General features: G+C 63.9%; 21 protein-coding genes. 20 read left to right on the top strand and 1 reads right to left on the bottom strand.

Going from position 1 to position 23,421, the window contains the following annotated elements; all coding sequences use genetic code 11:
- Positions 1–63 precede the first annotated feature (63 nt).
- A complete protein-coding gene (locus NLN62_RS36755) occupies positions 64–1,095 on the top strand; it encodes a LacI family DNA-binding transcriptional regulator (RefSeq protein WP_027524216.1) in 1,032 nt (343 codons plus the stop codon).
- Between the two features lie 103 nt (positions 1,096–1,198).
- Here NLN62_RS36755 and NLN62_RS36750 read toward each other — a convergent pair whose 3' ends face one another.
- Positions 1,199–2,119 carry a LysR substrate-binding domain-containing protein gene (locus tag NLN62_RS36750; RefSeq protein WP_027524215.1) on the bottom strand — a complete coding sequence of 307 codons (921 nt, stop codon included), beginning with the start codon at positions 2,117–2,119 and terminating at the stop codon, positions 1,199–1,201.
- Between the two features lie 98 nt (positions 2,120–2,217).
- Between NLN62_RS36750 and NLN62_RS36745 the strand changes: the two genes are divergently transcribed.
- The 19 genes from NLN62_RS36745 to NLN62_RS36655 all read left to right on the top strand — a co-directional run bounded on the left by NLN62_RS36745 (position 2,218) and on the right by NLN62_RS36655 (position 23,412).
- Positions 2,218–2,994 (top strand): ABC transporter ATP-binding protein, encoded by a 777-nt coding sequence (locus NLN62_RS36745; RefSeq protein WP_254112023.1) that lies wholly within the window; start codon positions 2,218–2,220, stop codon positions 2,992–2,994.
- Positions 2,991–3,713: an ABC transporter ATP-binding protein gene (locus NLN62_RS36740; protein WP_027524213.1), complete on the top strand. Its 723-nt coding sequence runs from the start codon at positions 2,991–2,993 to the stop codon at positions 3,711–3,713. Before NLN62_RS36745 ends, NLN62_RS36740 begins: the two co-directional genes overlap by 4 nt.
- Position 3,714: 1 nt before the next feature.
- Positions 3,715–4,629 (top strand): branched-chain amino acid ABC transporter permease, encoded by a 915-nt coding sequence (locus tag NLN62_RS36735; protein ID WP_254112022.1) that lies wholly within the window; start codon positions 3,715–3,717, stop codon positions 4,627–4,629.
- 4 nt (positions 4,630–4,633) lie between these two features.
- Positions 4,634–5,707 carry a branched-chain amino acid ABC transporter permease gene (locus tag NLN62_RS36730; RefSeq protein WP_254112021.1) on the top strand — a complete coding sequence of 358 codons (1,074 nt, stop codon included), beginning with the start codon at positions 4,634–4,636 and terminating at the stop codon, positions 5,705–5,707.
- A gap of 30 nt (positions 5,708–5,737) precedes the next feature.
- Positions 5,738–6,925: an ABC transporter substrate-binding protein gene (locus NLN62_RS36725; RefSeq protein WP_051389826.1), complete on the top strand. Its 1,188-nt coding sequence runs from the start codon at positions 5,738–5,740 to the stop codon at positions 6,923–6,925.
- Positions 6,926–7,013: 88 nt separating this feature from the next.
- Positions 7,014–7,742, top strand: coding sequence for a 5-oxoprolinase subunit PxpA (gene pxpA / locus NLN62_RS36720; RefSeq protein ID WP_027524209.1), 729 nt, complete (start codon positions 7,014–7,016; stop codon positions 7,740–7,742).
- A gap of 43 nt (positions 7,743–7,785) precedes the next feature.
- Positions 7,786–8,028: an acetyl-CoA carboxylase gene (locus NLN62_RS36715; protein WP_027524208.1), complete on the top strand. Its 243-nt coding sequence runs from the start codon at positions 7,786–7,788 to the stop codon at positions 8,026–8,028.
- 16 nt (positions 8,029–8,044) lie between these two features.
- The gene (locus tag NLN62_RS36710; RefSeq protein WP_254112020.1) at positions 8,045–9,439 is read left to right on the top strand and encodes an acetyl-CoA carboxylase biotin carboxylase subunit; all 1,395 of its coding nucleotides are present in this window, start codon (positions 8,045–8,047) and stop codon (positions 9,437–9,439) included.
- 43 nt (positions 9,440–9,482) lie between these two features.
- Entirely contained in the window at positions 9,483–10,358 is an 876-nt protein-coding gene (locus NLN62_RS36705; protein ID WP_027524206.1) for an allophanate hydrolase subunit 1, read from the top strand.
- A complete protein-coding gene (locus tag NLN62_RS36700) occupies positions 10,348–11,325 on the top strand; it encodes a biotin-dependent carboxyltransferase family protein (protein WP_027524205.1) in 978 nt (325 codons plus the stop codon). The genes NLN62_RS36705 and NLN62_RS36700 overlap by 11 nt, the downstream gene beginning before the upstream one ends.
- 172 nt (positions 11,326–11,497) lie before the next feature.
- Positions 11,498–12,463, top strand: coding sequence for a LysR family transcriptional regulator (locus NLN62_RS36695; RefSeq protein WP_254112019.1), 966 nt, complete (start codon positions 11,498–11,500; stop codon positions 12,461–12,463).
- 106 nt (positions 12,464–12,569) lie between these two features.
- Positions 12,570–13,529, top strand: a complete 960-nt coding sequence (locus NLN62_RS36690) for a helix-turn-helix domain-containing protein (RefSeq protein ID WP_254112018.1) — start codon at positions 12,570–12,572, stop codon at positions 13,527–13,529.
- A 170-nt stretch (positions 13,530–13,699) separates the two neighbouring features.
- Entirely contained in the window at positions 13,700–15,724 is a 2,025-nt protein-coding gene (locus NLN62_RS36685; protein ID WP_027524202.1) for a hydantoinase/oxoprolinase family protein, read from the top strand.
- Positions 15,725–15,728: 4 nt separating this feature from the next.
- Positions 15,729–17,690, top strand: coding sequence for a hydantoinase B/oxoprolinase family protein (locus tag NLN62_RS36680; RefSeq protein WP_254112017.1), 1,962 nt, complete (start codon positions 15,729–15,731; stop codon positions 17,688–17,690).
- Positions 17,691–17,796: 106 nt separating this feature from the next.
- Positions 17,797–18,894 carry a TMAO reductase system periplasmic protein TorT gene (torT, locus tag NLN62_RS36675; protein WP_027524200.1) on the top strand — a complete coding sequence of 366 codons (1,098 nt, stop codon included), beginning with the start codon at positions 17,797–17,799 and terminating at the stop codon, positions 18,892–18,894.
- A 70-nt stretch (positions 18,895–18,964) separates the two neighbouring features.
- Positions 18,965–20,503 (top strand): sugar ABC transporter ATP-binding protein, encoded by a 1,539-nt coding sequence (locus NLN62_RS36670; protein ID WP_254112016.1) that lies wholly within the window; start codon positions 18,965–18,967, stop codon positions 20,501–20,503.
- Positions 20,500–21,516: an ABC transporter permease gene (locus NLN62_RS36665; protein WP_254112015.1), complete on the top strand. Its 1,017-nt coding sequence runs from the start codon at positions 20,500–20,502 to the stop codon at positions 21,514–21,516. The genes NLN62_RS36670 and NLN62_RS36665 overlap by 4 nt, the downstream gene beginning before the upstream one ends.
- Positions 21,509–22,522, top strand: coding sequence for an ABC transporter permease (locus NLN62_RS36660; RefSeq protein ID WP_254112014.1), 1,014 nt, complete (start codon positions 21,509–21,511; stop codon positions 22,520–22,522). The genes NLN62_RS36665 and NLN62_RS36660 overlap by 8 nt, the downstream gene beginning before the upstream one ends.
- Positions 22,519–23,412 (top strand): xanthine dehydrogenase family protein subunit M, encoded by an 894-nt coding sequence (locus tag NLN62_RS36655; RefSeq protein ID WP_051389825.1) that lies wholly within the window; start codon positions 22,519–22,521, stop codon positions 23,410–23,412. Before NLN62_RS36660 ends, NLN62_RS36655 begins: the two co-directional genes overlap by 4 nt.
- Positions 23,413–23,421 lie beyond the last annotated feature (9 nt).

Genomic DNA, 23,421 nt, shown 5'->3' with positions numbered 1-23,421 from the left:
GCCGTAAAAGCATCAATACGTTGAGGCTAAATGATGTAAATTACATCAGGATGGGCCGTGCAAATGGCTGACAGACCGACCATCATCGACGTGGCGAGGGAAGCGGGTGTCAGCCCTTCGACCGTCGACCGTGTTCTCAACGGGCGCCAGAACGTCCGCTCCGACACTGCGCACCGCGTCTTCGCGGCCGCCGTACGAGTCGGCTATCACGCCACGCGGCTGATCGAGCAGCGTCTGAACCCGGATCTGCCGAATTTCCGGCTGGGTTTTTTGCTGACCAAACCGGAGCAGAGCTTCTATCAGTCGATGGCGCGGCATCTGGAACATGCGGTCAAAACCGCTCCAGGCATTTCAGCGCAGGCGATCATCGAGTTCTGCCCGACACAGACAACCAAGGACATGGCGCAGATGATGCGCGCGATCGGCTCCCGGGTCGATGCGCTGGCCGCCGTCGCCGCCAATCATCAGGACACCACTGCAGCCGTAACCGATCTCAAGGCGGCCAGCGTGCCGACAGTCTCGTTGCTTTCGGACTACGCCCAAGGTGAACGCGCAGCCTATGTCGGACTTAACAATCTCAAGGTGGGGCGTGTCGCGGCCTATATGCTTGCGACGGCCATGCACGAGCCGGGAAAAGTCGCGGTCTTCGTCGGCGGTCATCGCTGGCACGGGCATGAATTGCGAGAAACAGGCTTCCGCAGCTACTTCCGAGAATACCACCCAAGATGCACAGTGCTCGATACTCTCGTCAACTTGGAGACACCTCAACTCACGCATGAAGCGACGCTCGACCTGCTCGAGCGCCACTCTGACCTCAAAGGATTGTACGTTGCCGGAGGCGGCATGGAGGGCGCAATCTCGGCTTTGCGCGAAGCGCGCAGGCCGGGAGAGGTCAAGCTCATCGTGAACGAGTTGACGCCCGAATCCCGGGCCGCGCTGTCTGATCGCTACGTATTGTTGGCGGTCTGCACTCCACTTGAGGAGTTCAGCAGGGATCTCGTGTCTTTAATGGTCAATGCCACGCGGGGCCCCGGCGAAAGCCTACCTGGACAGCGCTTTCTGGAACCTCATCTCTATCTGCCGGAATCGCTATGACTGGGGAATAAACCCGCTGGCGCCAAACAGTACCTAAATCCAGCGCGTGGACGAAGGCATTGAGATCAAGCTTCAACCCACCTCGGCAGAGCCAAGCGGCTCGCTAGTCGAATTGGACCGGCTCGGATCCGGGATAGGAATGAGCGACGAACTCGCAGAACGCGCGGGCCGCCGGAGAAAGCTCTGCCTTGCTCTTCCAGGCAAGCCCGACATCCATGGTGTGGACATCGTCATCGAGCGTCTTGAGATCGATACGATGTCCCTCGAGCGACCACGGACGATAGACCATGTCCGAAAGGATGGTGATTCCCATGCCGGTCGCGACCATGCTGCGAACGGCTTCGACCGACAAAGTGCGGAAGATAACGTTTGGCACGTGCGTCGTGTGCTGCCAGTAACGCATCGCGGAGCGCTCGGCTTCGTCGACGGTCAACATCAGATAGGGCTCGCTCGCCAGATCTGCCAGCTTGATGCTATCTTTCCGGAGCAGCGGATGATTGGCACAAGTCCACAAGCGACGCGGCGAACGCAGCAACAGCCGCGAACGAATGGAGTGCCGGTCATGCAGATTCGAGACGAGCATGACCGCCGCATCGACACTGCCGCTGATCAGACTCTGCTCGATCGCATCGCGCTGAAATTCGTGCAGACGTATCGTTATACCTGGAAAGGAACGCCAGAAGCGGGACAACAGCGGCGGCAAGAAATATCCGGCAACGGTGTAGCTGACGGCCACGTCGACTGTGCCGTCAACCTGCGTTCCCCAGCGATGCGGACCGCGCATCGCATCTGACACACTCGCCTCGATGGCGCGGGCGCGTTGCAAAAACTCCTGTCCGTCGAAGGTCAGCGTCACGCCGTTCGAGTGACGGTCGAACAGCTTGCGGCCGAGCTCGGCTTCCAGCGCCTTGATCGAGGCCGTAACCGCCGACTGCGTCACGTTCAGAGCGGCCGCGGCCGCCGAAACGCGTCCGGTTTCGGCCGTGGCGATGAAATGCCGAACCTGACGGAACGTCAGAGACATCAAAATTTCCGATATCAGCGAACGATATTTCGAATTTTACAATCACCCGGTGGAACGGAAAAATCAATCCATCGGTTCGCGGGTAAGAAGGCGTTGAGATGATGTCCGGTGGCTCGGAGTTGGTCGCTCGCGATGTCAGCGTCCAATTCGAAGGCTTGAAAGCGTTGTCCGGCGTTACCCTGACCGTACCGCGGGGACGTATCACCGGGCTGATCGGCCCGAATGGCGCCGGGAAAACCACCCTTATCAATGTACTTACAGGTTTTCAGCCGGTCGGCATCGGTAGCGTCGAACTGGAGGGCGAACCGGTCAACGGCATTGCGGCGCACAAGTTGCGACGCAAAGGCGTGGCGCGGACTTTCCAGTCGGGCCGGCTTTTCCGCGACCTGCCGGTGATGGACAACCTGGAGGTGACCGGCGTCGGCCTCGGCCAGGCCCGTCGTGATGCGATGGCGGAGGCCGAGCGTGTCCTGGCCTGGCTCGGCATTTCGCATCTGGCCAATACCATCGCGGGTGCCCTGCCCTACACGGACGAGCGGCGTGTCGCCATCGGCCGCGCCATCATGTGCACGCCGCGCTATCTGCTGCTCGACGAGCCTGCGGCGGGCATGTCCGAGCATGAGAGCCACGATCTCGCCGCGATCATCCGGCGGATCGCGGGTGAGCTCAACGTCGGCGTGCTCCTGATCGAACACAATATCGGCCTCGTTCTCGAGCTCTGCGAGCGCATTTTCGTCCTCGACTCCGGCGAAATCATCGAAGACGGTACACCCGCGGAGATCCGCGACAGCGATGCGGTGCGACACGCCTATATGGGCACGCAGCGCGACGAATTGATTCCGCCGATCGTCGCTGAAGAGGTGGTCGCGTCATGACGCTGCTCGCCGTCGACGATATCACGGTCAGCTACGGGCGCTTGACGGCCCTGCGTGGGGTCACACTGAAAATCGACGAAGGCGAAGTTCTGTTCGTGACCGGCCCGAACGGCGCCGGCAAGTCGACCTTGCTCAACGCGATCGCGGGCGTCGTGCCGCCCGGATCAGGCTCCATCACGATGGACGGCGTAAAAGTCGCGGGCGCATCACCGGAAGACATCGCCCGGCGCGGATTCTCGCTGGTGCCGGAGGGGCGGAACGTCTTTGGCGCGCTGACGATCGAGGAGAATCTGAAGGTCGGCACCGGCATGCGGCGCGACCGCAAGAACATCGCCGACGATCTTGCGTCCGTCTACGAAGAATTCCCGATGCTGGCCGAGCGCCGCCACACCCCGGCCGGCATGCTCTCCGGCGGCCAGCAGCAGATGCTGGTCATCGGTCGCGCACTGATGGCCGCTCCGCGCATCATGGCGATCGACGAGCCGTCGCTCGGCCTCGCGCCAAAGATCATCGACCAGGTCTACGAGATCCTGGTGCGGCTGCGGGCGCAGCGCAAGCTCACGCTCCTGATCGTCGAGCAAAGCTCGACCCGCGCCATGATGACCGGTGGACGGATGATCCTGATCCGCGGCGGTCGCATCGTTCTGGAGGGGGCGGCCACCGACATGATCAAGGACGATCGCCTGAAGCAGGCCTATTTCGGCTTCGGAGATCACTGAGATGACGGAGATCCTCCAGATAGTCTTCGACGCCCTGAGCCTCGGCAGCCTCTACGCCCTCGGCGCGCTCGGCATCGCCCTGATCTTCGGTGTCATGCGGCTCGTCAATTTCGCCCACGGCGATTTCATCGCCTTCTGCGTGTTCGCAATGCTGTGGCCCTCGGTCGACGCAGCGGCGATCGTATTTGCCGGCCAACTGCCGTTCTATCTGCTGATCCCGCTTCTCCTCCTGATTGGTGCCGTGCTTTCGGTCCTCTCGGAGATCGTCGTCTTCCGCCGCTTCCGCAACGCCAATCCGGCGACGATGATGATTGCATCCTTCGCGCTCGGCTTCGTCATCAGGCATCTCCTTTTGATGTTGTATTCGAGCCGTCCGAAATCGATCACACTGTGGCCGAGCTTGGGCCTGCCGGTCGAATTCCTCGGGGCCCACATTCCGATGCTCCAGATCCTGACCATCATCATCACGCTGGTCGTGCTGGTCGTGCTCGTCCTGTTCCTCAAGCGCACGCGCTATGGGCTGGAGATGCGCGCGGCGGCGGAGAATTTCACCATGGCCCGCATGCTCGGGGTTCGCGCCAACGGCGTGATCCTGCTGGCCTTCGCCATCAGCGGCATGCTGGCCGCTGCGATCGGCCTGATCCTGGCCACCAACTCCGGCACCGCCGATATCGGCATGGGCGCCAACGTGATGCTGATCGCCTTCATCGCGACCGTGATCGGCGGCCTCGGCAGCATTCCCGGAGCGGTGGCCGCCGGCTTCCTGATCGGCGGGGCGAGCGTCGTGTTCCAGGCAACCTTGCCGCACGACGCCCGCGTGTTCCGCGACGCCTTCGTCTATGGCGCCGTCATCGTCGTGCTCCTGGTGCGGCCGCAGGGCCTGTTCGCACCGAAATCCTCCAAGCAGAGAGTCTGATCGTATGTCGACGCGGCCCTCCGTCATCCGGCAGACGATCGTAACACCGATCATCCTGATCGTGGCGCTGCTCATCATGGCCGCCCTCACCTATCAGTTCGGCAGCCGGGCCTTCAACCGCACTGCAGTCGAGATGTTCATCAACATCATGGTGGTCGTCGGGCTCTATGTCTTCGTCGGCAATTCCGGCCTCTTGTCGTTCGGCCACATCAGCTTCATGTGCCTTGGCGCCTATATGACAGCCTGGCTCGCCATTCCGCCGGTGATGAAGTCGATCACGCTGAAGGGATTGCCGGCCTGGCTCCTGCACACGCAACTGCCGATGTGGGTGGCGACCCCGATCTCGGGCGTGTTCGCGGCACTGTTCGCGCTGATCATCGGGCGCGTCATCATGCGCCTGTCGGGCATCGCCGCCTCGATCGCGACCTTCGGCCTGCTCGGCGTCGTCAACAACGTCTATTCGAACTGGGACTCCGTGACGGGCGGACAAGGCTCGATCGTCGGCATTCCGCCGACCATGAATGTCTGGATCGGCTGGCTCGGTGCCGCCGTCGCGATCGTGATCGCCTATCTCTATTCGATCTCGCGCTCGGGGCTTGCGCTTCGCGCCACACGCGACGAAGCGGTCGCGGCGAGCGCCTCCGGTATCGACATCGTCCGCGAGCGGCTGATCGCGTTCGTCGTCAGCGCCTTCATCATCGGGCTCGCGGGCGCGCTCTATGCGCACTTCCTCAGCATAGTGAATCCCGGCGCGTTCTATCTGCGGACGACCTTCGTCACGCTGTCGATGCTGGTGGTCGGCGGCATGTACAGCCTCAGCGGGGCCGTCTCGGGCGTCGTTTTGATGTCGGTACTGATCGAGCTGTTCCGCAATCTCGAGAAGGGCATCAGCCTCGGCGGCCACACCGTCGCATTGCCGAACGGCGTCCAGGAGATCGCGATCGGCATCATCACCATCGTGATCCTGATGTACCTGCCCATGGGACTGACCCGCAACCAGGAATTCTCCTGGCGTGGATGGCCGTTGCAGCGGCGTCTGGCGCGCCCCGTCCAGACGGCGCTGAAGGAACTGAACTGACGTTCGTTTGCTCAATTGGAGGAGTGGCTCATGCGTTTGAATACAGTACTTGGCTTTCTGGCCGGAGCGTCCGCGCTCGGGTTCACGCCGGCACAGGCGGCCGACGAGATCGTCGTCGGCTTCGCGACCGCGGCATCCGGATTCATGCAGGCCTACGACAAGCCGGCGCAGGATGCGGCCCTGATCCGGATCGACGAGATCAACAAGGCCGGCGGCCTGCTCGGCAAGAAGATCAAGCCCGTCTTCGCCGACACCAAGACCGACCAGGCCGAAGGCGCCAAAGCCGGTCTCGCGGTGCTCGACCAGGGCGCCGATCTCGTCATCGTCTCCTGCGACTATGATTTCGGCGCACCCGCAGCGCTGCAAGCGCAGGCGGCCGGCAAGGTTTCCTTCTTCCTCTGCGCGGAGTCGATCAAGGCCGGCATTCCCGGCGTCGGCCCCTTCTCGTTCTCGGCCTCGGTGCTCGCGGCCGTACAAGGCGCTACCATGGCGGAATGGGCCTACAACAAGAAGAACGCGCGCAACTTCTACCGGCTGCTCGATAGCTGGACCGTCTACAACAAGGGCATCTGCGACGGCTTCGACTGGCAGATGCCGCACCTGAAGGAAGCCAAGCTCGTCGGCAGCGACACTTTCAAGAACGATGACGCCTCGATCGCCTCGCAGATCACGCGCATCAAGAGCCTGCCGAAGGAACCCGACGCCATCATGCTCTGCACGATGATGCCGGGTGCCGTTTCCGCCATCAAGCAGATCCGCGCCGCCGGCATCAAGTCGATGATCCTGAATGGCTCCGGCGTCGACGGCAGCTATTGGCTGAACGCCGTGCCTGACCTCTCGAACTTCTATGTCCCCGTGCAGGGCTCGGTGTATGGCGACGATCCCAATCCCAAGGTCAATGAGTTCAACAAGAAGTACAAGGAAGTCACCGGTGGCGATCCGTCCAGCCAGTACGTCTATCCCGGCTACGTCCTGATCGACGTCTGGGCCAAGGCGGTCGAACGCGCCAAGTCGACCGATGCGGCCGCTGTCGTGGTCGAGCTCGAGAAGATGAACAACGAAGCCACGCTGTTCGGGCCGCGCACCTTCACCAAGGACATCCACCACCAGAACCAGGGCCGTTACCTGATCGTCGACACCGAGGCCGGCAAGCCGAAGGTGGTCGATCAGTGGACCATTTCGGAAAAGATTCCGCTCGACTATCTGGTGTCCAAGTAACCCGCAAATGCGCCGTCCGGGGTACGCCAGGCGCGCCCCGGACGGCCTTGCTTCTTCGTCTGCAAAGCCGTTGGGAGGAAATGGAGAGATGGTCGTGATCAACTGCGACATGGGCGAGGCCTACGGCCTCTACAAGATGGGCGACGACAAGGCACTGATGCCCCATATCGACGTCGCCAACGTCGCTTGCGGCTTTCATGCCTCCGACTTCAATCACATGCGCAAGACGGTGCAGCTCGCCAAGGAGTTCGGCGTCAAGGTCGGCGCGCACCCCTCGCTGCCGGACTTGCAGGGCTTTGGCCGCAGGGAGATGAAGATCAGCCGCGAGGAACTGGCCAACTGCCTGCTCTATCAGATCGGAGCACTCAAGGCATTCCTGGACGCCGAGGGCATGACGCTCAACCACATCAAGCCGCACGGCGCGCTCTATGGCATGGCGTCGCGCAACGAGGAGATCGCCGAAGCCGTGGCTGATGCGGCCGACGTCTACAAGGTGCCACTGCTCGGCATGAAGGGAACGCTGCATCAAAAGGTTTATGAGCGGCGCGGCCACACATTCGTCGCCGAATATTATGCCGACCTCGACTATAACGCCGACGGCAGCCTCATCATCACCCGCGAACACGAGGCCAAGGACCCCATCGATGCCGCCTCACGGTGCACGCGCGCCGTGAGCGAAGGCAAGACGCGGACGGTGGCCGGAAACGACATCACCGTAGGCGCGGATTCGATCTGCATCCATTCCGACACGCCCAACGCGGTGGCGATCGCAGAAGCCGTTCGCGAGGCGGTCCGTCCCTACCTCACCGCGCGCTGATCCGGTGCGCCAACAATCAAAGCAATCACATCATGAGGAACCCATGGCAACCCAACAAATCTTCTCGCCGCTTCCCGGCATCTTCTACCGCAAGCCTGCACCGGACAAGCCGGTCTACAAGAACGACGGCGACGTGGTCGCGGACAGCGACACGATCGGGCTCGTCGAGGTGATGAAGTCGTTCAACGAGGTGAAGGCCGGCGCCGCTGGCAAGATCCTGCGGTTCCTCGCCGAGAACGAGGAGCCCGTGATGGCCGGTCAGCCGATCGCCGAAATCGACGTTTGAGGCTCGTCGCATCTCCATGGCGATCAAAAAGCTCCTCATAGCCAATCGCGGCGAAATCGCGGTGCGCATCATTCGCGCAGCGCGCGAGCTCGGCATTGTGATCGTGCAGGTCTATAGCAAGGCCGACAAGGACTCGCTCGCCACCAGGCTCGCCGACGAGTCGATCGAGATCGGCCCGCCCCAGGCGTCAAAATCCTATCTCAACCAGGCCGTCATCCTCGAGGCCGCCAAGAGTGCCGGAGCGGACGCCATCCATCCCGGCTACGGGTTCTTGGCCGAGAATGCCGAATTCGCCGGGGCTGTCGAAGCGTCAGGCCTGATCTTCGTTGGTCCGACCGCGCAATCGATCCGGCTGATGGGCGACAAGGTCGCGGCGCGGGAAGCTGCTGCCTCGGCCGGCGTTCCCACTGTCCCTGGCAGCCGCGGTCGCCTGGAGTCCATTGACGAGGCCTTCGCGCTGGTCGACAAGACGGGCTTTCCCGTCATGATCAAGGCGGCGGCCGGCGGCGGTGGGCGCGGGATCCGCATCGCGCGCTCGGCCGAGGAATTCCGTCATCTGATGCCGCAGGCTCAGGCCGAAGCGCTCGCCGCGTTCGGCGATGGCGGGCTTTACGTCGAGAAGCTGGTCGAAGGCGCGCGACACATAGAGGTACAGGTGCTCGGCGACGGGCACGATGTCATCCATTGCTTCGAGCGCGAATGCTCTTTGCAGCGTCGCCGCCAGAAAGTCTGGGAAGAAGCGCCCTCGCCTTCGCTGGCTCCAGCTGTCCGTGAAAAACTCTGTGCCTCTGCTGTCGCGCTGGCCCAAGCGGTCAACTATCGCGGCGCCGGAACGCTCGAATATCTCTACGACGACCGGACCCACGACTTCTATTTCCTGGAAATGAATACCCGCATCCAGGTCGAGCATCCCGTCACGGAGATGATCACCGGGATCGATCTCGTGGGCGAGATGATCCGGATCGCCGGCGGCGAGCGCCTGCGAATCCGCCAGCACGAGGTGCGCGTCAGCGGTCATTCGATCGAGGTCCGCATCAATGCCGAGGATCCCTCGAAAAACTTCTCGCCGAACCCGGGCACCGTCAGCGCACTCGGCGTACCCGGCGGCGACGGCGTACGCTTCGACAGCATGCTCTATCAGGGCTACACGGTGCCGCCCTTCTACGACAGCCTGCTCGCCAAGCTGATCGTACATGACGAAGATCGGGCCAGCGCGATCCGAAAGCTCGAGCGCGCCCTTGCCGAGCTCAACGTCGAGGGCCTGGCGACCACGAAGTCGCTGCATCAGGCGCTTACCCGCGACGCCGACGTGCAGGCCGGACGCTTTCACACAGCCTGGCTCGAACCATGGCTGGAATCCCATGCCGCGACGCTTGCGGCACCGTTACCGACCGCAAAGGTTGCGCCATGATCGCGAGAGAAACCGTCCCGTCAGCAACAGGAGGCCGCTAGTCATGCAAACCCGATTTTCCTTCGGCGGCGATGAGCATATCTTCGCCGAAGTCGGTGAAGCGATGTCGCTGGAGGCATTCTTCAAAAGTCTCTTCGTCACCAATGCGGTGCGGGACGCCAAGATCAAGGGCGTGACCGAGATCTGCCCAGCGAATGCATCCTATCAGATCAAGTTCGATCCAGATCAGATCAAGCCCGACGATCTCCTCACCGAGCTGAAGCGACTGGATACGGGGTCCGAGAAGTCCGAGCCGGTGATCAAGACGCGGATCATCGAAATCCCCGTGCTCTACAACGATCCCTGGACGCACGAGACCCTGATGCGCTTCCGCGAGCGGCATCAGGATCCAAATGGGACTGATCTCGAATACGCCGCGCGCATCAACGGGCTCGATGGCGTCGATGCCTTCATCAAGGCGCATTCAAGCGCCCCCTGGTTTGTTTCGATGGTCGGCTTCGTCGCAGGCCTGCCCTTCCTCTACCAGATGGTGGAGCGCAAGCGGCAGCTTCAGGCGCCGAAATACCTGCGGCCGCGCACGGATACGCCAAAGCTCACCGTCGGGCACGGTGGATGCTTCAGTTGCATCTATTCGGTGCGCGGTGCGGGCGGCTACCAGATGTTCGGCATCACGCCGATGCCGATCTACGATCCAAATCAGAAGATCAGTTATCTGCGCGACTTCATGTGCCTGTTCAGGCCGGGCGACATCGTGAAGTGGAAGCCGATCGACCGGGTGGCCTATGACGCTGCGGTCGCCGACGTCGATGCCGGGCGATTTGCGCCGATCATCCGCGACGTCTCGTTCTCGCTGACCGAGTTCAACCGCGATATTGATGCCTATAACCGCAAGCTCGATGGAGTCCTCCATGGCCATTAAGGTTCTAAAGCCGGGTCTTGCAACCACCGTCCAGGACCTCGGGCGTCCCGGCTACTATCACATCGGCATCCCCCTTTCCGGCGGCATGGACCGTCACGCGCTCGCGGCGGCTAATTTGCTCGTCGGCAACCCGGAAGGTGCGGCCGTGCTCGAAGCCGTGTTCATGGGGCCAGAACTCGAATTCACCGAGGACGCCACGGTGGCGATTGCCGGCGCCGAGCTGCCACCCAAGCTCGATGGCGAACCGCGCGAGACCTGGACCAGCTTCAAGGTAAGGCGTGGTCAGATCCTCTCGTTCGATTTCCTCAAGCAGGGCGCGCGCGGCTACATCGCGGTCGCCGGCGGCATCGATGTTCCCGTCGTTCTCGGCTCGCGCTCGACCTACGCGCTCGGCGCGCTCGGCGGCTTCAAGGGCCGAAAGCTGGAAGCCGGCGACGAACTGCCGGTCGGCAAGGTCGCAGCAGCAGTGAAAGATGGCCGTACGGTCACGAGGGACCTGCGCGGCCAGCCGGCCGGGATGCCGACGGAGGTGCGCGCCATGCCGGGGCTCTACTGGCACCGCATCACCGAAGCCGCCGGCAACGGCTTCTTCTCTGACACCTGGAAGGTTGCTCCGGAAGCGGATCGCATCGGCTACCGTTTCAAGGGCGGCAAATCGCTCGAATTCGTGCCACGCGAACCGCCGTTCGGCGCCGGCTCCGATCCGTCCAACATCACCGATGCCTGCTATCCCTACGGCTCGATCCAGGTGCCCGGCGGCACCGAGCCGATCGTGCTGCATCGTGACGCAGTCTCGGGCGGTGGTTATTTCATGGTCGGCACCGTGATTGCTGCAGACATGGATTTGATCGGCCAGCTTCAGCCCAACACGCCGGTGAGGTTCGTCAAGGTCGGCATGGATCAGGCGCTTGCGGCCCGCAAGAACCGGACGGAGCTGCTGGGCAAGCTCCGGACAGCCCTGGCGTAATCGCCAGGGGACGCACGATCTGTCAACGCCCCGACCGGCAGCGGTCGGGGTGAATAGCTCTGTCTGCGCGTCACGTCCGCGGTCGAACCTCCTCGTTCGGCACGAGAGTTGCAACGGACGCGCTGGGGCTGACAAACCAGACATGAACTATGCAAACATCGGAATAACCGCGATGTCCGTTTCTCTGAAACAGATCCGCTATTTCGTCGCCGCTGCCGAGACCGGACGCATCAGCCAGGCGGCCATGGACCTCAACGTCTCGCAATCGGCCGTAACCGCGGCGATCCAGCAGCTCGAAGCGACCGTTTGCGCACGCCTTCTGGAGCGCGCGCCGAACGGCGTGACCGTCACCATGGAAGGCAGTCGCTTCCTGTCCCAGGGCCGTCAGATTCTTGCTGCGGTCGCCGAAGCGGTGCGGAGCACGCACATGTCCGCAGGGCCGCTGTTCGGGACGGTGCGCATCGGCGTGACCTACACGGTGTCCGGCTATTTCCTGCCGCGTCACCAGATGCGCTTCCAGGCGAGCTTTCCCGGTATCACCATCGAACTGTTTGAGGCCCCGCGCGACGTGCTCGAACGTGCGCTCGTCGACGGCGCGCTCGATCTGGCGGTGATGCTGGTCTCCAACCTGCGCGACAATGCCATGCTCGTCAGCGAGACCCTGCTGCGGTCGCCGCGCCGGCTGTGGCTTGCGCCTGAGCATCCACTGACCCGCGCCGAGCGGGTCCATCTCGCGGAGATCGCGACCTATCCCTACGTTATGCTCACCGTCGACGAGGCCAAGCACACCTCGATGCGCTATTGGACCCACGCGGCGCTCGAACCGAAAACGGTCTTCCGCACTTCCTCGGTCGAAGCGGTGCGCTCCATGGTTGCAGGCGGCATGGGTATCGCCATTCTGTCCGACCTGATCTACCGGCCCTGGTCGCTGGAGGGACAGCGGATCGAGACCCGTGTCATCGAGGATGAGGTTCCCAGCATGGACGTGGGCCTCGCCTGGCGGCGCGACACAAAACTCTCGGAAGCCGCCAAGGCATTCCTCGATTTCATGCGCTTTGCGGTTGCCGGCGTCGGCCCGGCCAGGCCCCCGGTGAGCCTCGACCATCAGCATCGGGCCGAGGAGGCGATCGAAATCTAAGATATCTGTTTCCGTATTTGTTCGACTTGACGCCGTCCGGCTGCCCTCGCCACACTCGCGCTGGGACAAGACGACCGGAGGCACAGCCGGCGGCCGGGAGTGAGACATGCAAGTCACGTACGCGACTACTGACATTCCATTGCAAGCCCGGCGCCAGTACTGGCAGGAGGTCGTCTCCAGCACTTATTACTCGCTGGACCTTCGTTTTTTCGGGGGGCAGGACTTTCACGGCACACTGGGCGCGTGGTCGCTCGGGCCGGTCTCGATGTCCCGCCAGGCCTCCAACGGCCTGCTCTACAAGCGACATGAACGCCATCTGCTCAATGAGCGAGACGAATGCTTCCTGATCACCGTGCCGGAGCTTGCGGAAATCCGATTCGAGCAGGACGGCAGGGATGTGCGTTGCAAGCCGGGCGCCTTCCTGATCGAGCGCAGCCACCTGCCCTATGAGTTCAGCCATCAAGATCCTGCCGCGCTCTGGGTGCTAAAGATCCCAAGCGCCGTGCTGCGCGCGCGGATTTCCCGCCCCGAGCGCCTGGCAACCCTGCAGATCGACGCCAGCCGCAGCGTCGGTGCGCTGTTCGTCGACACGCTGCGCCTCGCCGGCGACCGCATCGGCGAGATGGACGAGACAGCTCGCGCGATGATAGGCAAGCACCTCATCGAGCTCCTGGCGATGGCCATCGAGTCCGACGACCGCGTGCTGACCGGGCACTCCTCGTCCGTGCGCAATGGCCACCTGCTCCGCTGCGAGCATTTCATTCGTACTCGCCTCGACGACATGCGGCTCACGCCCCAGATGATCGCCGATGGCTGCGGCATCTCGCTTCGATATCTGCACCAGATTTTCGAGGGCGAGGGCATGACCGTCTGCGCCTATATTCGCAACCAGCGCCTTTCGATGTGCGATGCCCTGCTGCGCGATCCCAATTGCCGCAAGAGCATTTCGGAAATCGCCTATCAGTGGGGCTTCGCCGACCAGGCACAATTCAGCCGCAACTATCGCAGCCGGTTCGGCCGCACACCGAGCGAGGCGCGAGCGACCTCGCGCGCTTCCAATTCCTGAAAACAACGTCACCTGACGTCCGAGTGATCGATTCTTAGGCAACCCGCCGCCGATCCGGGCACACCTGCCCGTCGCTCTCTCGCACAAATCTTCCTGCGCTCAGCGTCAAGAACGCAAGCCGCCGATCTGCCTATGATCGGCGAAACGCTTGTTCGAAAGGAAGACGCATCGTGCAGAACCTTCGCGTGGCCGTCGATGTCGGCGGCACCTTTACCGACATCTGCATTATGGATGAGACGACCGGTCTCATCCGGATCGAGAAGACCTCGTCCACGCGCGATCCGATCGAAGGGATCATGGGCGGCGTCTCCAAGGCGGGAATCGATCTGTCCAAGGTCGCCTTGTTCTCGCACGGCACCACGGTCGCCACCAACGCGCTGATCACGCGCCGCCTGCCCCGCACCGCCGTCGTCAGCACGGAGGGCTTTCGCGACGTCATTGAGATCCGGCGCGCCAACAAGGAAGACCTCTGGGACACCTACAAGGACGTCGTCCGGCCCTACGTGCCGCGGCGCGACCGGCTGACGGTGACGGAGCGAGTCGATGCCGCCGGCAAGGTGATCCAGCCCCTTGACCTCGACGCCGCACGCAACGTCGCGCGCATCCTGAAGCGAAGGGGTGTCGCCGCGATCGCGGTCTGCTTCATGAACGCCTATCTCAACGGCGAAAACGAGCGCGCCATGCGCGAGATCTTGCTGCAGGAGATGCCGGACATCCCGGTCTCGATCTCCTCGCAGGTGCTCCCCGAAATCTTCGAGCACGAGCGGTTCTCGACCACGGTCGCCAACGCCGTCGTCAGTCCCGTCGTCGTGAGTTACACGAGCCGCCTCGGCGATCGTCTCGCCGACGAAGGCTATACGCGCGACCTGTTGCTGCTGCACACCGGGGGCGGCGTCATGACGCCGGCGAGCGTAAAGGATTTCGCCGCCCGCCTCGCCGGCTCCGGCATCGCCGCGGGCGCCATCGCCAGCCGCTACATCGCTGGCCTCTGCGGCTTCCCGCACTCGATCGGTCTCGACATGGGTGGCACCTCCACCGACGTGTCGCTGGCTTATGAGGGCCAGTCGCGCATCACCAAGGACTGGCACATCGAGTTCGGTTATCCGATCCGCTTCGCTTCCATCGAGGTGCTCACCATCGGCGCGGGCGGCGGCTCGCTCGCCTGGACCGATCCGGCCGGCTCCTTGCGCAACGGCCCGCAGTCGGCGGGCGCCTATCCGGGCCCGGCCTGCTACGGCAACGGCAACACCCAGCCGACCAACACAGACGCCAACGTCACGATGGGCCGGCTCGGCACGAGCCTGGCCGGCGGCAAGGTCATGCTCGACCCCGAGCTCGCCCGCAAGGCTGTCGAGGATGGCGTCGCAAAACCGTTCGGCCTCGGCCTGCACGAGGCGGCCGACGCCATCCTGAAGGTCGCCAACGCCAACATGTCGGACGCCGTGCGGCTGATCTCGATCAGCCGCGGCTACGATCCACGCGATTTCGCCCTCGTCGCCTTCGGCGGCGCCGGCGCGCTGCACGGCGTCGACGTCGCACGGGAGCTGGCGATCCCCGTTGTGATCGTGCCGCCCAATCCAGGCGTGACGTCTGCGCTCGGCTGCCTCCTGGTCGACATGCAGCACGATTTCTCGCAAAGCTGCATGGTCGGCGCCGACGAGGCCGATGCCGCCGATATCGAGACTCAGTTCGCCGCGCTGGAGAAGGAGGCGCTGGCGCGACTGACCCATGAAGGCGTAGCGCGGCAGGACATCGTGCTGCAGCGCTCGATCGACATGATGTATCGCGGTCAATGGCGCTCGCTGGCCGTCACAGCGCCGCGCCCGATCGGCAAGGTCGCCGACCTCGTGCAGAGTTTCCATGCCGAGCACCAGCGCGAATACAATTTCCGCCGCGACGACTCGCCCGTCAGCCTCTTCCGCCTCAATCTGAAGGCGATTGGTGTCGTGCCCAAGGCCGAGTTCGCCATCCACAAGCCGACCGGCGTGATCCCTGAGCCGGTCAGCAGCCGCAGGGTCTGGTTCGACGGCAACGGGCTCGACACGCCCGTCTACGCGCGCGACGACCTGCCTTGCGGCTTCTCCTTTCAGGGCCCTGCGATCATCGAGCAGGTCGATGCGACCACCGTCGTGCCCCCCGGCGCTAGCGCCGAGGTCGACAAATATCTCAACATCATCATCCGCGTGAAGGAGTGAGCCGATGGCCGCAGATCTCCCGCTCGACCCCGTGACCTTCGAGGTTCTCAAGAACTCCTTCATCACCAGCGTCGACCAGATGGGCGAGCAGGTGCTTCGGACCTGCTATTCCTTCGTGATCTACAACCGCGACTTCTCAAGTGCGCTGCACGACGCCAAGGGCGAATGCGCTGCACAGGGCAATCAGGACATCGCGGTCCATGTCGGCACGTTGCACTTCACCTGCCAGGACGTCATGCGGCACTTCGAGGGCGACATGCATGAAGGGGACGTCTATGCAATCAACGATCCCTATGCCGGCGGCACGCATTTCTCCGACGTGCGGCTGATCCGGCCGATCTTCGCCGACGGCAAGATCATCGCCTTCAGCCAGTCGAATGGCCACTGGTCCGACGTCGGCGGCAGCGTGCCGGGATCGTTCGACGTCGCCGCCCGCGAGATGTTCCGCGAAGGCCTGCGCATCACTCCCGTGCGCCTGTTCGACAAACGTGGCTTGCGTAAGGACGTCGCGCATCTTCTCGCCTCCAACACCCGTGACCCCGCCTCGATCATCGGCGACATCCAGGCGCAGGCGCAGGCGACGCAGGTGTGCGAGCGCGAGATCCTGCGCCTCGTCAGCAAATACGGCCGCGACACCGTCGAGACCGGGCTCGCTGCGGTCCAGGACTATGTCGAGCGTTCCGCGCGCCAGCGCATCGCAGCCTTGCCCGACGGCGAATGGGAGACGGTCGATTTCATCGATCGTGACCCGGCCGGCGGCGAAGGCATGATTCCGATCAAGATCAAGATGACGATCAAGGGCGATCGCGCGATCTACGATTTCACCGGCAGCCATCCGACCATCGGCTCGATCTACAATTCGGCCTTCGGCGCGACCTTCTCGGCGGTGGCGGCCGGGATGAAGACGTTTTTCCCCGACCTGCCGCTCAATTCCGGATTCTATCGCTGCTTCGACATCATCGCGCCCGAAGGCTCGATCGTCGACGCGAAGTGGCCGATTGCGGTCACCGGCTTCCTGATGCCCTTCGAGAAGATCATGAACTCGATCTACGAGATGTGGTCGAAGCTGATGCCCGAGCGCGCGCTCGCCTGCGCCTTCAATCTCGAATATCTGCTCACCGGCGGCTTCGATGGCCGCAGCGCCGACAAGCCGATCTTCATGTTCTACGACTGGCTGCCGGGCGGCTGGGGCGGCCGCAATGGCAAGGACGGCAGCAACGTCACCACCGCCTGCTTCGGCACCGGCCTGATGTCGCAGCCGGTCGAAGGCCAGGAGCGCGCCAATCCGATCCTGACCACAAAGTGCGAGATCCTGACCGACTCGCCCGGTCCCGGGAAATGGCGCGGCGGCGCCGGCGTGATGAAGACCTCGCGCATGCTGCAGGCGGAGAAGACCGTGATCTCCTACATCTGCGACCGCGAGCGTGCCGTGGTATGGGGCATCGAGGGCGGCCTACCGTCAATGCCGCACGGCCTGTCGTTGAAGCGCGCGGGTGCAGATTCCGAGGAGCGCCTCGGCTCGATCTTCTCGGACGTTCCGATCGGCGAAGGCGACGTGTTCTCGCGTCCGACAGCCGGCGGCGGCGGATTCGGCGATCCGCTGGAGCGGGACCCGCGCCTTGTGATCGAGGATATCAAGGACGACTATGTGTCGGTCGCACGCGCCGCCAAGGACTACGGCGTGGTGGTGCAGATCATCGATGCCGAACTGTGCGAGTACGAGATCGACAAGACCGCGACCGATTTGCTTCGCACCAAGCTCAGGGCCGAGCGCGTCGCCAATGCAAGGCTCGATCCGGAAATCGTAGCCGCGCGCTATCGCAGCGGCGAGATCGATGCGCTCGACGTCATCCGCCAGCATGCCGTGATCCTCGACTGGGGGAACGGCAGGCTCCTCCCCGAATCCACGCGTCAGTTCCGCGAGGTCTTCGAGCGGCGCTCGGTCGCAAAATGGGCCGCGGGCTGATCCCCGTTGGCAATCGCGTCGCCCACGGGCGGCGCGGCACGCGCATGCAAGGAGGACCCGACGCCGGCGGTCCTCACCCCATCATTCGAACCAAGAGGATTGAGCCATGACCTGCACGACGCGCCTTCCCATCAACCGGCTTCAGCCGATCTGCACGACGCTCGGCGTCGCCGCGAGCCTCGCTGTTTGCGCAATGACCGCGGCCTCGGCCGAAACGCCATGGTTTCCGATGAAGGTTTACGACGCCTCGTCCGGCACGCCAAAACCGGCGGAATATACGGCGCTGGAGAAGGCCGAGAAGCCCTACAAGCTCTGTGTGCTGTTTCCGCACATGAAGGACAGTTTCTGGGTGGCGGTCGCCTACGGCGTCGTGAAGCAGGCCGAGGCCTTGAACGTCAACATGACGCTCTATGAAGCCGGCGGCTACGAGAACCTGCCCAAGCAGCTCTCGCAGTTCGACGATTGCATGGCGAGCGGCGCGGATGCAATCATCGTCGGCGCGATCTCCGGCGCAGGCCTCAGCAAGAAATTCGAAGAAGCGAAGACCAAGGGCGTTCCGGTCGTCGGCGTCGCCAATCCGCTGCCGCCCAATGCCCTGCCCGCCGCCAATTATGTCGACTTCGTCGCCATGGGTGAGGTCACCGGCGAGGGCCTGCTGGCGCAGTCCAAGCCCGGCGACAAGCTCAACATCGTGACCTTCCCGGGACCGGCCGGCTCCGGCTGGGCGGAATCCTTCAACGAAGGCTTCAAGAAGGCGGTGGCGAAGAATCCGAACGCCAAGGTGCTCGCCGAGAAGTTCGGCGACTCCGGTGTCGCGGTCCAGCTGCAGTTGATCCAGGACGCGCTGCAGGCCTATCCCAACATGAACGTGATCTGGGGCACCGCGCCCACCGCCGAGGCTGCGATCGGCGCGGTGGCAGAAGCCGGCCGTAGCGACCTGAAGATCATGTCGTCCTACGAGAACCAGGCCATGCTGGATGCGCTGAACCGAGGCGACATCCTGGCCTTTGCAACGCAGTACCCGGTCGGCGAAGGCGCCATCTCGGTCGACCAGGCGGTGCGCCTGATCGAGAAGAAGCCAGTGATGAGCCTCGCCCAGCCGCTGGCCTCCGCGGTCGACAAGACCACCGTGCCGAAACTGCAGATGGATCTCGTGCTGGCGCCGGCAAAGTGGACCCCGGTCTACTCGGTCAAGGCCAAGTAAGCCTGCGATTAATTCTTGAGGCGGGAGATGCGTCTCCCGCCTCTCGTCCCAACGGCCTGCGGAGCAGCAGATGGATGTCGACGACGACCCGAAGCCGGCCGAACCTCTGCTTCGACTGCGAGGCATCTCGAAGCATTTCACGGGCGTCCGTGCGCTCGATCGGGTCGATCTCGACGTCCGTGCCGGCGAGCTGCACGTCCTGTTCGGCGAGAACGGCGCCGGCAAATCGACCCTGATCAACGTGGTGTCGGGCACATTTCCGCCCGACGAAGGCACTTTCCATTTCGAGAGTGAAGAGATCCGTCATCTCACGCCACAACGGGCGCGCGCGATCGGCATCAGCCCGGTGTTCCAGGAATTCTCCCTCGTTCCGAGTCTCACCGTCGAAGAGAACCTGTTCCTCGGCCGCGAAGTCTCGCAAGGCGGCGTGTTGCGGGCCCGAGAGATGCGCAAGCGCGCAACCGCGCTGATCGACGAGCTCGGTTTCGATCTCAATCCTGCGCTGCGGGTTGACGATCTGTCGCGCGCGCACCAGCAGATGGCGGAGATTGCCAAGGCCCTGCTCGGCCGCGTGCGCCTTTTGATCCTCGACGAGCCGACCGCTTCGCTCACGGAGCGCGAGACCGGGCGGCTGTTCGAGCTGATCGCCCGGCTCAAGAGCCAGAATGTCGGGCTGATCTACGTGTCGCACCGCATGCGCGAGATCCGCGCGCTGGCCGACCGCGTGACGGTGCTCCGCGACGGCCGCCACATCCGCACCCTCGATGCTGCGACATCGACCGACGGAGAGCTGGTGGAGCTGATGACCGGCCGCAAGATCGATCTGCTGTTTCCGACCATCGCGCACAAGCCGGACAAGGTGATGGTCGACGTCGAAAACCTGACGCTCGCCGACGGCAGCGTTCGCGATGTGAACCTCTATGCCCGGGCCGGCGAGATCACGGGCATCGCCGGCCTTGTCGGCTGCGGCAAGTCGGAGCTGATCCGGGCCATCTATGGCATCGAGCCGGCGACGTCCGGCGTGATCCGGATCGACGGTGCGCCTTATGAATTCCCTGCCGCGCGACGCAGCCTGAAGCGCGGCATCGCCTATTTCCCCGCCAACCGCATCGCTGAAGGGCTCGCACTGTCCCGGCCGATCCGTGAGAACGCCTCGATGACGGTGCTCGACCTGCCCGCCTTCGCCCGCTTCGGCCTACTGAGGCAGGCCGCGGAGCGCGCCAGGATCGGCGGAATCATGGCGCAGTTGCAGCTCAGGCCACCCAATATCGAGCGCACCGCCGGCGCGTTGTCCGGCGGCAACCGCCAGAAGGTGATGCTCGGCCGCGCGCTAACGCGCGAGCTCACCGTGTTCCTGTTCGACGAGCCGAGCGTCGGCATCGACGTCGGCGCCAAGCTCGAAGTCTACGAGTTCATGAAGCGCCTGGTCGAGGCAGGCGCCGCGGTGATCGTGGTGTCCTCGGAATTGCCGGAGGTGCTGGCGCTGTCGAACCGGCTCTATGTCATGCATCACGGCCGCATCGCCGCGGAATTGACCGGTGACGAGAAGACCGAGCAGAACGTGCTTTCGAGCTTCTTCCGGGATCATCTCACGGCGGAGGTTGCATGAGCACGGCGCTGGTCACCGCAGGGCCGCAGAGCTCGATCGGCCTCCGATCGATCGCCGGCCGAATCGGGTTTCTGCCGGCACTTCTGCTGCTGCTCGTCGCCGCCATGTCCGCGACCGATCCCCAGTTCTACGGCATCATCAACATCCTCAACATCCTGCGTAACGCCTCCCTGCTGGCGATCGTTGCCTGCGGCCAGGCGCTGGTCATCGTCGCTGGCGGCTTCGATCTTTCGGTCGGCGCAGTCGTCGCACTCGCGAGCGTCGTGACCGCCAAGACGATGGCCACCACCGCTACCGCGTTTCCCGGCAACACCGCCCTCATCATTGCAAGCGGCGTCGCGGCCGGGCTCGGCTGCGGGATCGTGGTCGGGCTCGTCAACGGATTCTGCGTGGCAAAACTCAAGGTCTCCGGCTTCGTGGTGACCTTGGGCACGATGTCGGCGACCGCAGGCGTCGGCCTCATGATCACGAATGGCATCCCCGTTTATGGCATGCCCGACATCTTCGTGAAGGGCTTTGGGCGCGCGCAAGCGTTCGGCCTGCCGACCGCCGTTCATGTCGCGCTGATCGTGATCCTAGTAATGGTATTCGCGCAGCGACGCACGCTGTTCGGCCGCTACGTCTACGCGATCGGCGGAAACGTCGATGCGGCCGTGGTGTCGGGCGTGTCGATCCAGCGCCACATCGTGGGCACTTATGTCGTATCGAGTGTGCTTGCAGCGCTGGCCGGTATCCTGCTCACCGCGCAGGTCGGCTCCGGCCAGGCAAGCTTCGGCGGCGACCGGATGATGCTGCAATCGATTGCGGCTGCCGTCATCGGCGGGGTCAGCTTGCGTGGTGGCGTCGGGCGGGTCGAGATCGTCGCCATCAGCGCGCTGTTCCTGACCATTCTCGGCAATGCGCTCAACCTGCTGCACGTCGACTCCCGGCTTCAGCCGGTCTTCCTCGGCGTGATCATGGTGGCGGCGGTGGCGCTCGACGAACTCAGCCGACGGAGGAAAGCCCGTGTCTGACCTCGAATTGTCCGTCATGGCCAAGGACACGGATCGTGCCAAGCCGCTGTCGGGCCGCTGGGTCTGGAATGCGGTGCTGCCGGCTGCGCTGGTGGCGCTGCTGCTCGGCTTCGCCGCGTTCGACCATGGCGTGCTCTCGCCGGCCAACCTGCTCAATATTGCCCAGCAGACCAGCTACCTGGCTCTGTTCGCGATGGCCCAGACCGTGGTCATCCTGACGCGCGGCTTCGACCTTGCGCTGGGCCCAACGGTGTCGATGGTCAGCGTGGGCACCGCGCTCGCCATGGCCGGTGCCACGGCGACGGGTCACGACACCAGCGTGGTGCTGTTCGCCGGGCTCGGCGCCGGCTTCGGCCTCGGCATCGCCTGCGGTCTTTTCAACGGCGTGGTCATCGCGCTGCTCGGCGTCAATCCCTTCGTCGCAACGCTCGGCAGCTACAACATCGCGATCGGAATTGCGACCACGCTCTCCTCCGGCCGGCCCGTGCAAGGTGTGCCGAAGCTATTCTCGCAAATTTTCTATGGCGGCAGCGTCTTCGGCGTACCAGCGGCCATCGTCATCACCGTCGTCATCGGAATCGCGCTCCACCTGATCCTGTCGTGCACCGTGTTCGGGCGATCGCTCTATATCATCGGCACCAATCCACGCGCGGCCGCGGTCGCCGGCCTGCCGGTGAAACGCATCCTCGTTGCGACCTACGTGCTGTGCTCGGGCCTTGCCGCGCTCGGCGCGATCATGTTGACGGCGCGGACCGGATCGGGCGAGCCGAACCTCGGCGGTGCGTTATCGCTGCAAGCGATCGCCGGTGCCGTGGTCGGCGGAACGAGCCTGGCAGGCGGCCGCGGCGGGGTCGGCACTGCCGTGCTCGGCGCGCTGTTCATCACGATCCTGTCCAACGGCATGAACCTCACCCGCATCGACGGATACGTCCAGATGGTCGTGCTGGGCGCGATCGTCATTGTCGGCGTGCTGCTCGATCGCCTGCGACTGGAGCGTGGCCAATGATCACCGGCTCTTCCGTGCAAAGCACCCCTGCCGAGGCGCATAATGCGGCGTCGTCAATCTATGTCGCGCCTTCGCTCGCGAGTGCTCTCGATGCGCTCAGCGAATGCGGCGCAGCCGGCGCCGTCTTCGCCGGTGGCACGTGGATCATGCGATCACCGATCCGGCACGAACCGTTGCGAGCACGCTATGTCGCGATAGGCAGGATCGCCGAACTCGGAGCCGTCCGGATCGGGACCGATGTGGTCGAGATCGGCGCCGCGGTGACGCACGCGGCACTCGCTGCCGCTTTGGCCGATCTCCCCGAATTCGATGTCCTTGCGGCCGCCGCCGGCCGCTCCGCGAACCCGGCGATCCGCGCGATGGCGACGATCGGCGGCAATCTTGCAACGCCAGGCTTCGCCGCGGCCGATTGCGTACCGGCCTTGCTCTGCCTCGAAGCCGAGATCGAGGTCGCAGGCCGGGACGGTCGCGAACGGATGAAGCTGGAGCACTTCCTCAAGATCCGATCGACCTTGGCGCCCGACCGACTCGTCACGCAGGTCGTCGTGCCGCGCAGCGAGCGCAAGACTGCTCACGCCCGCCTTCCATTGCGCAAAGCCGGGGATTATCCGGTCGCCATCGTCAGCCTCTCGGTCAGCGTCGATGCGGCAGGTCAGGTGCAGGCTGCACGGATTGCGGTCGGTTCTGTCGAACCGGTCGCGCGGCGATGGGAGCGGCTCGAGACCGCCCTGATTGGACGTTCGCTCGACGCCGAGGAAGCGGCGCGGACCGCCGCTGAACTGGCGGACGAGTTCGTCGGCCGCGACGGCATTGACGCGCCAGCCTGGTATCGCGTCAGCGTGTTGCCGGGCCTAGTTCGCCGCGCGGCGGCTACCGCGCTTGGCGCCTAAACCATCGGG

Origin of the sequence: Bradyrhizobium sp. CCGUVB23, assembly GCF_024199885.1 — a bacterium.
Taxonomy (GTDB): domain Bacteria; phylum Pseudomonadota; class Alphaproteobacteria; order Rhizobiales; family Xanthobacteraceae; genus Bradyrhizobium.
The sequence above is the reverse complement of the archived record's forward strand: the minus strand, read 5'-3'. Positions and strand labels throughout refer to the sequence as shown.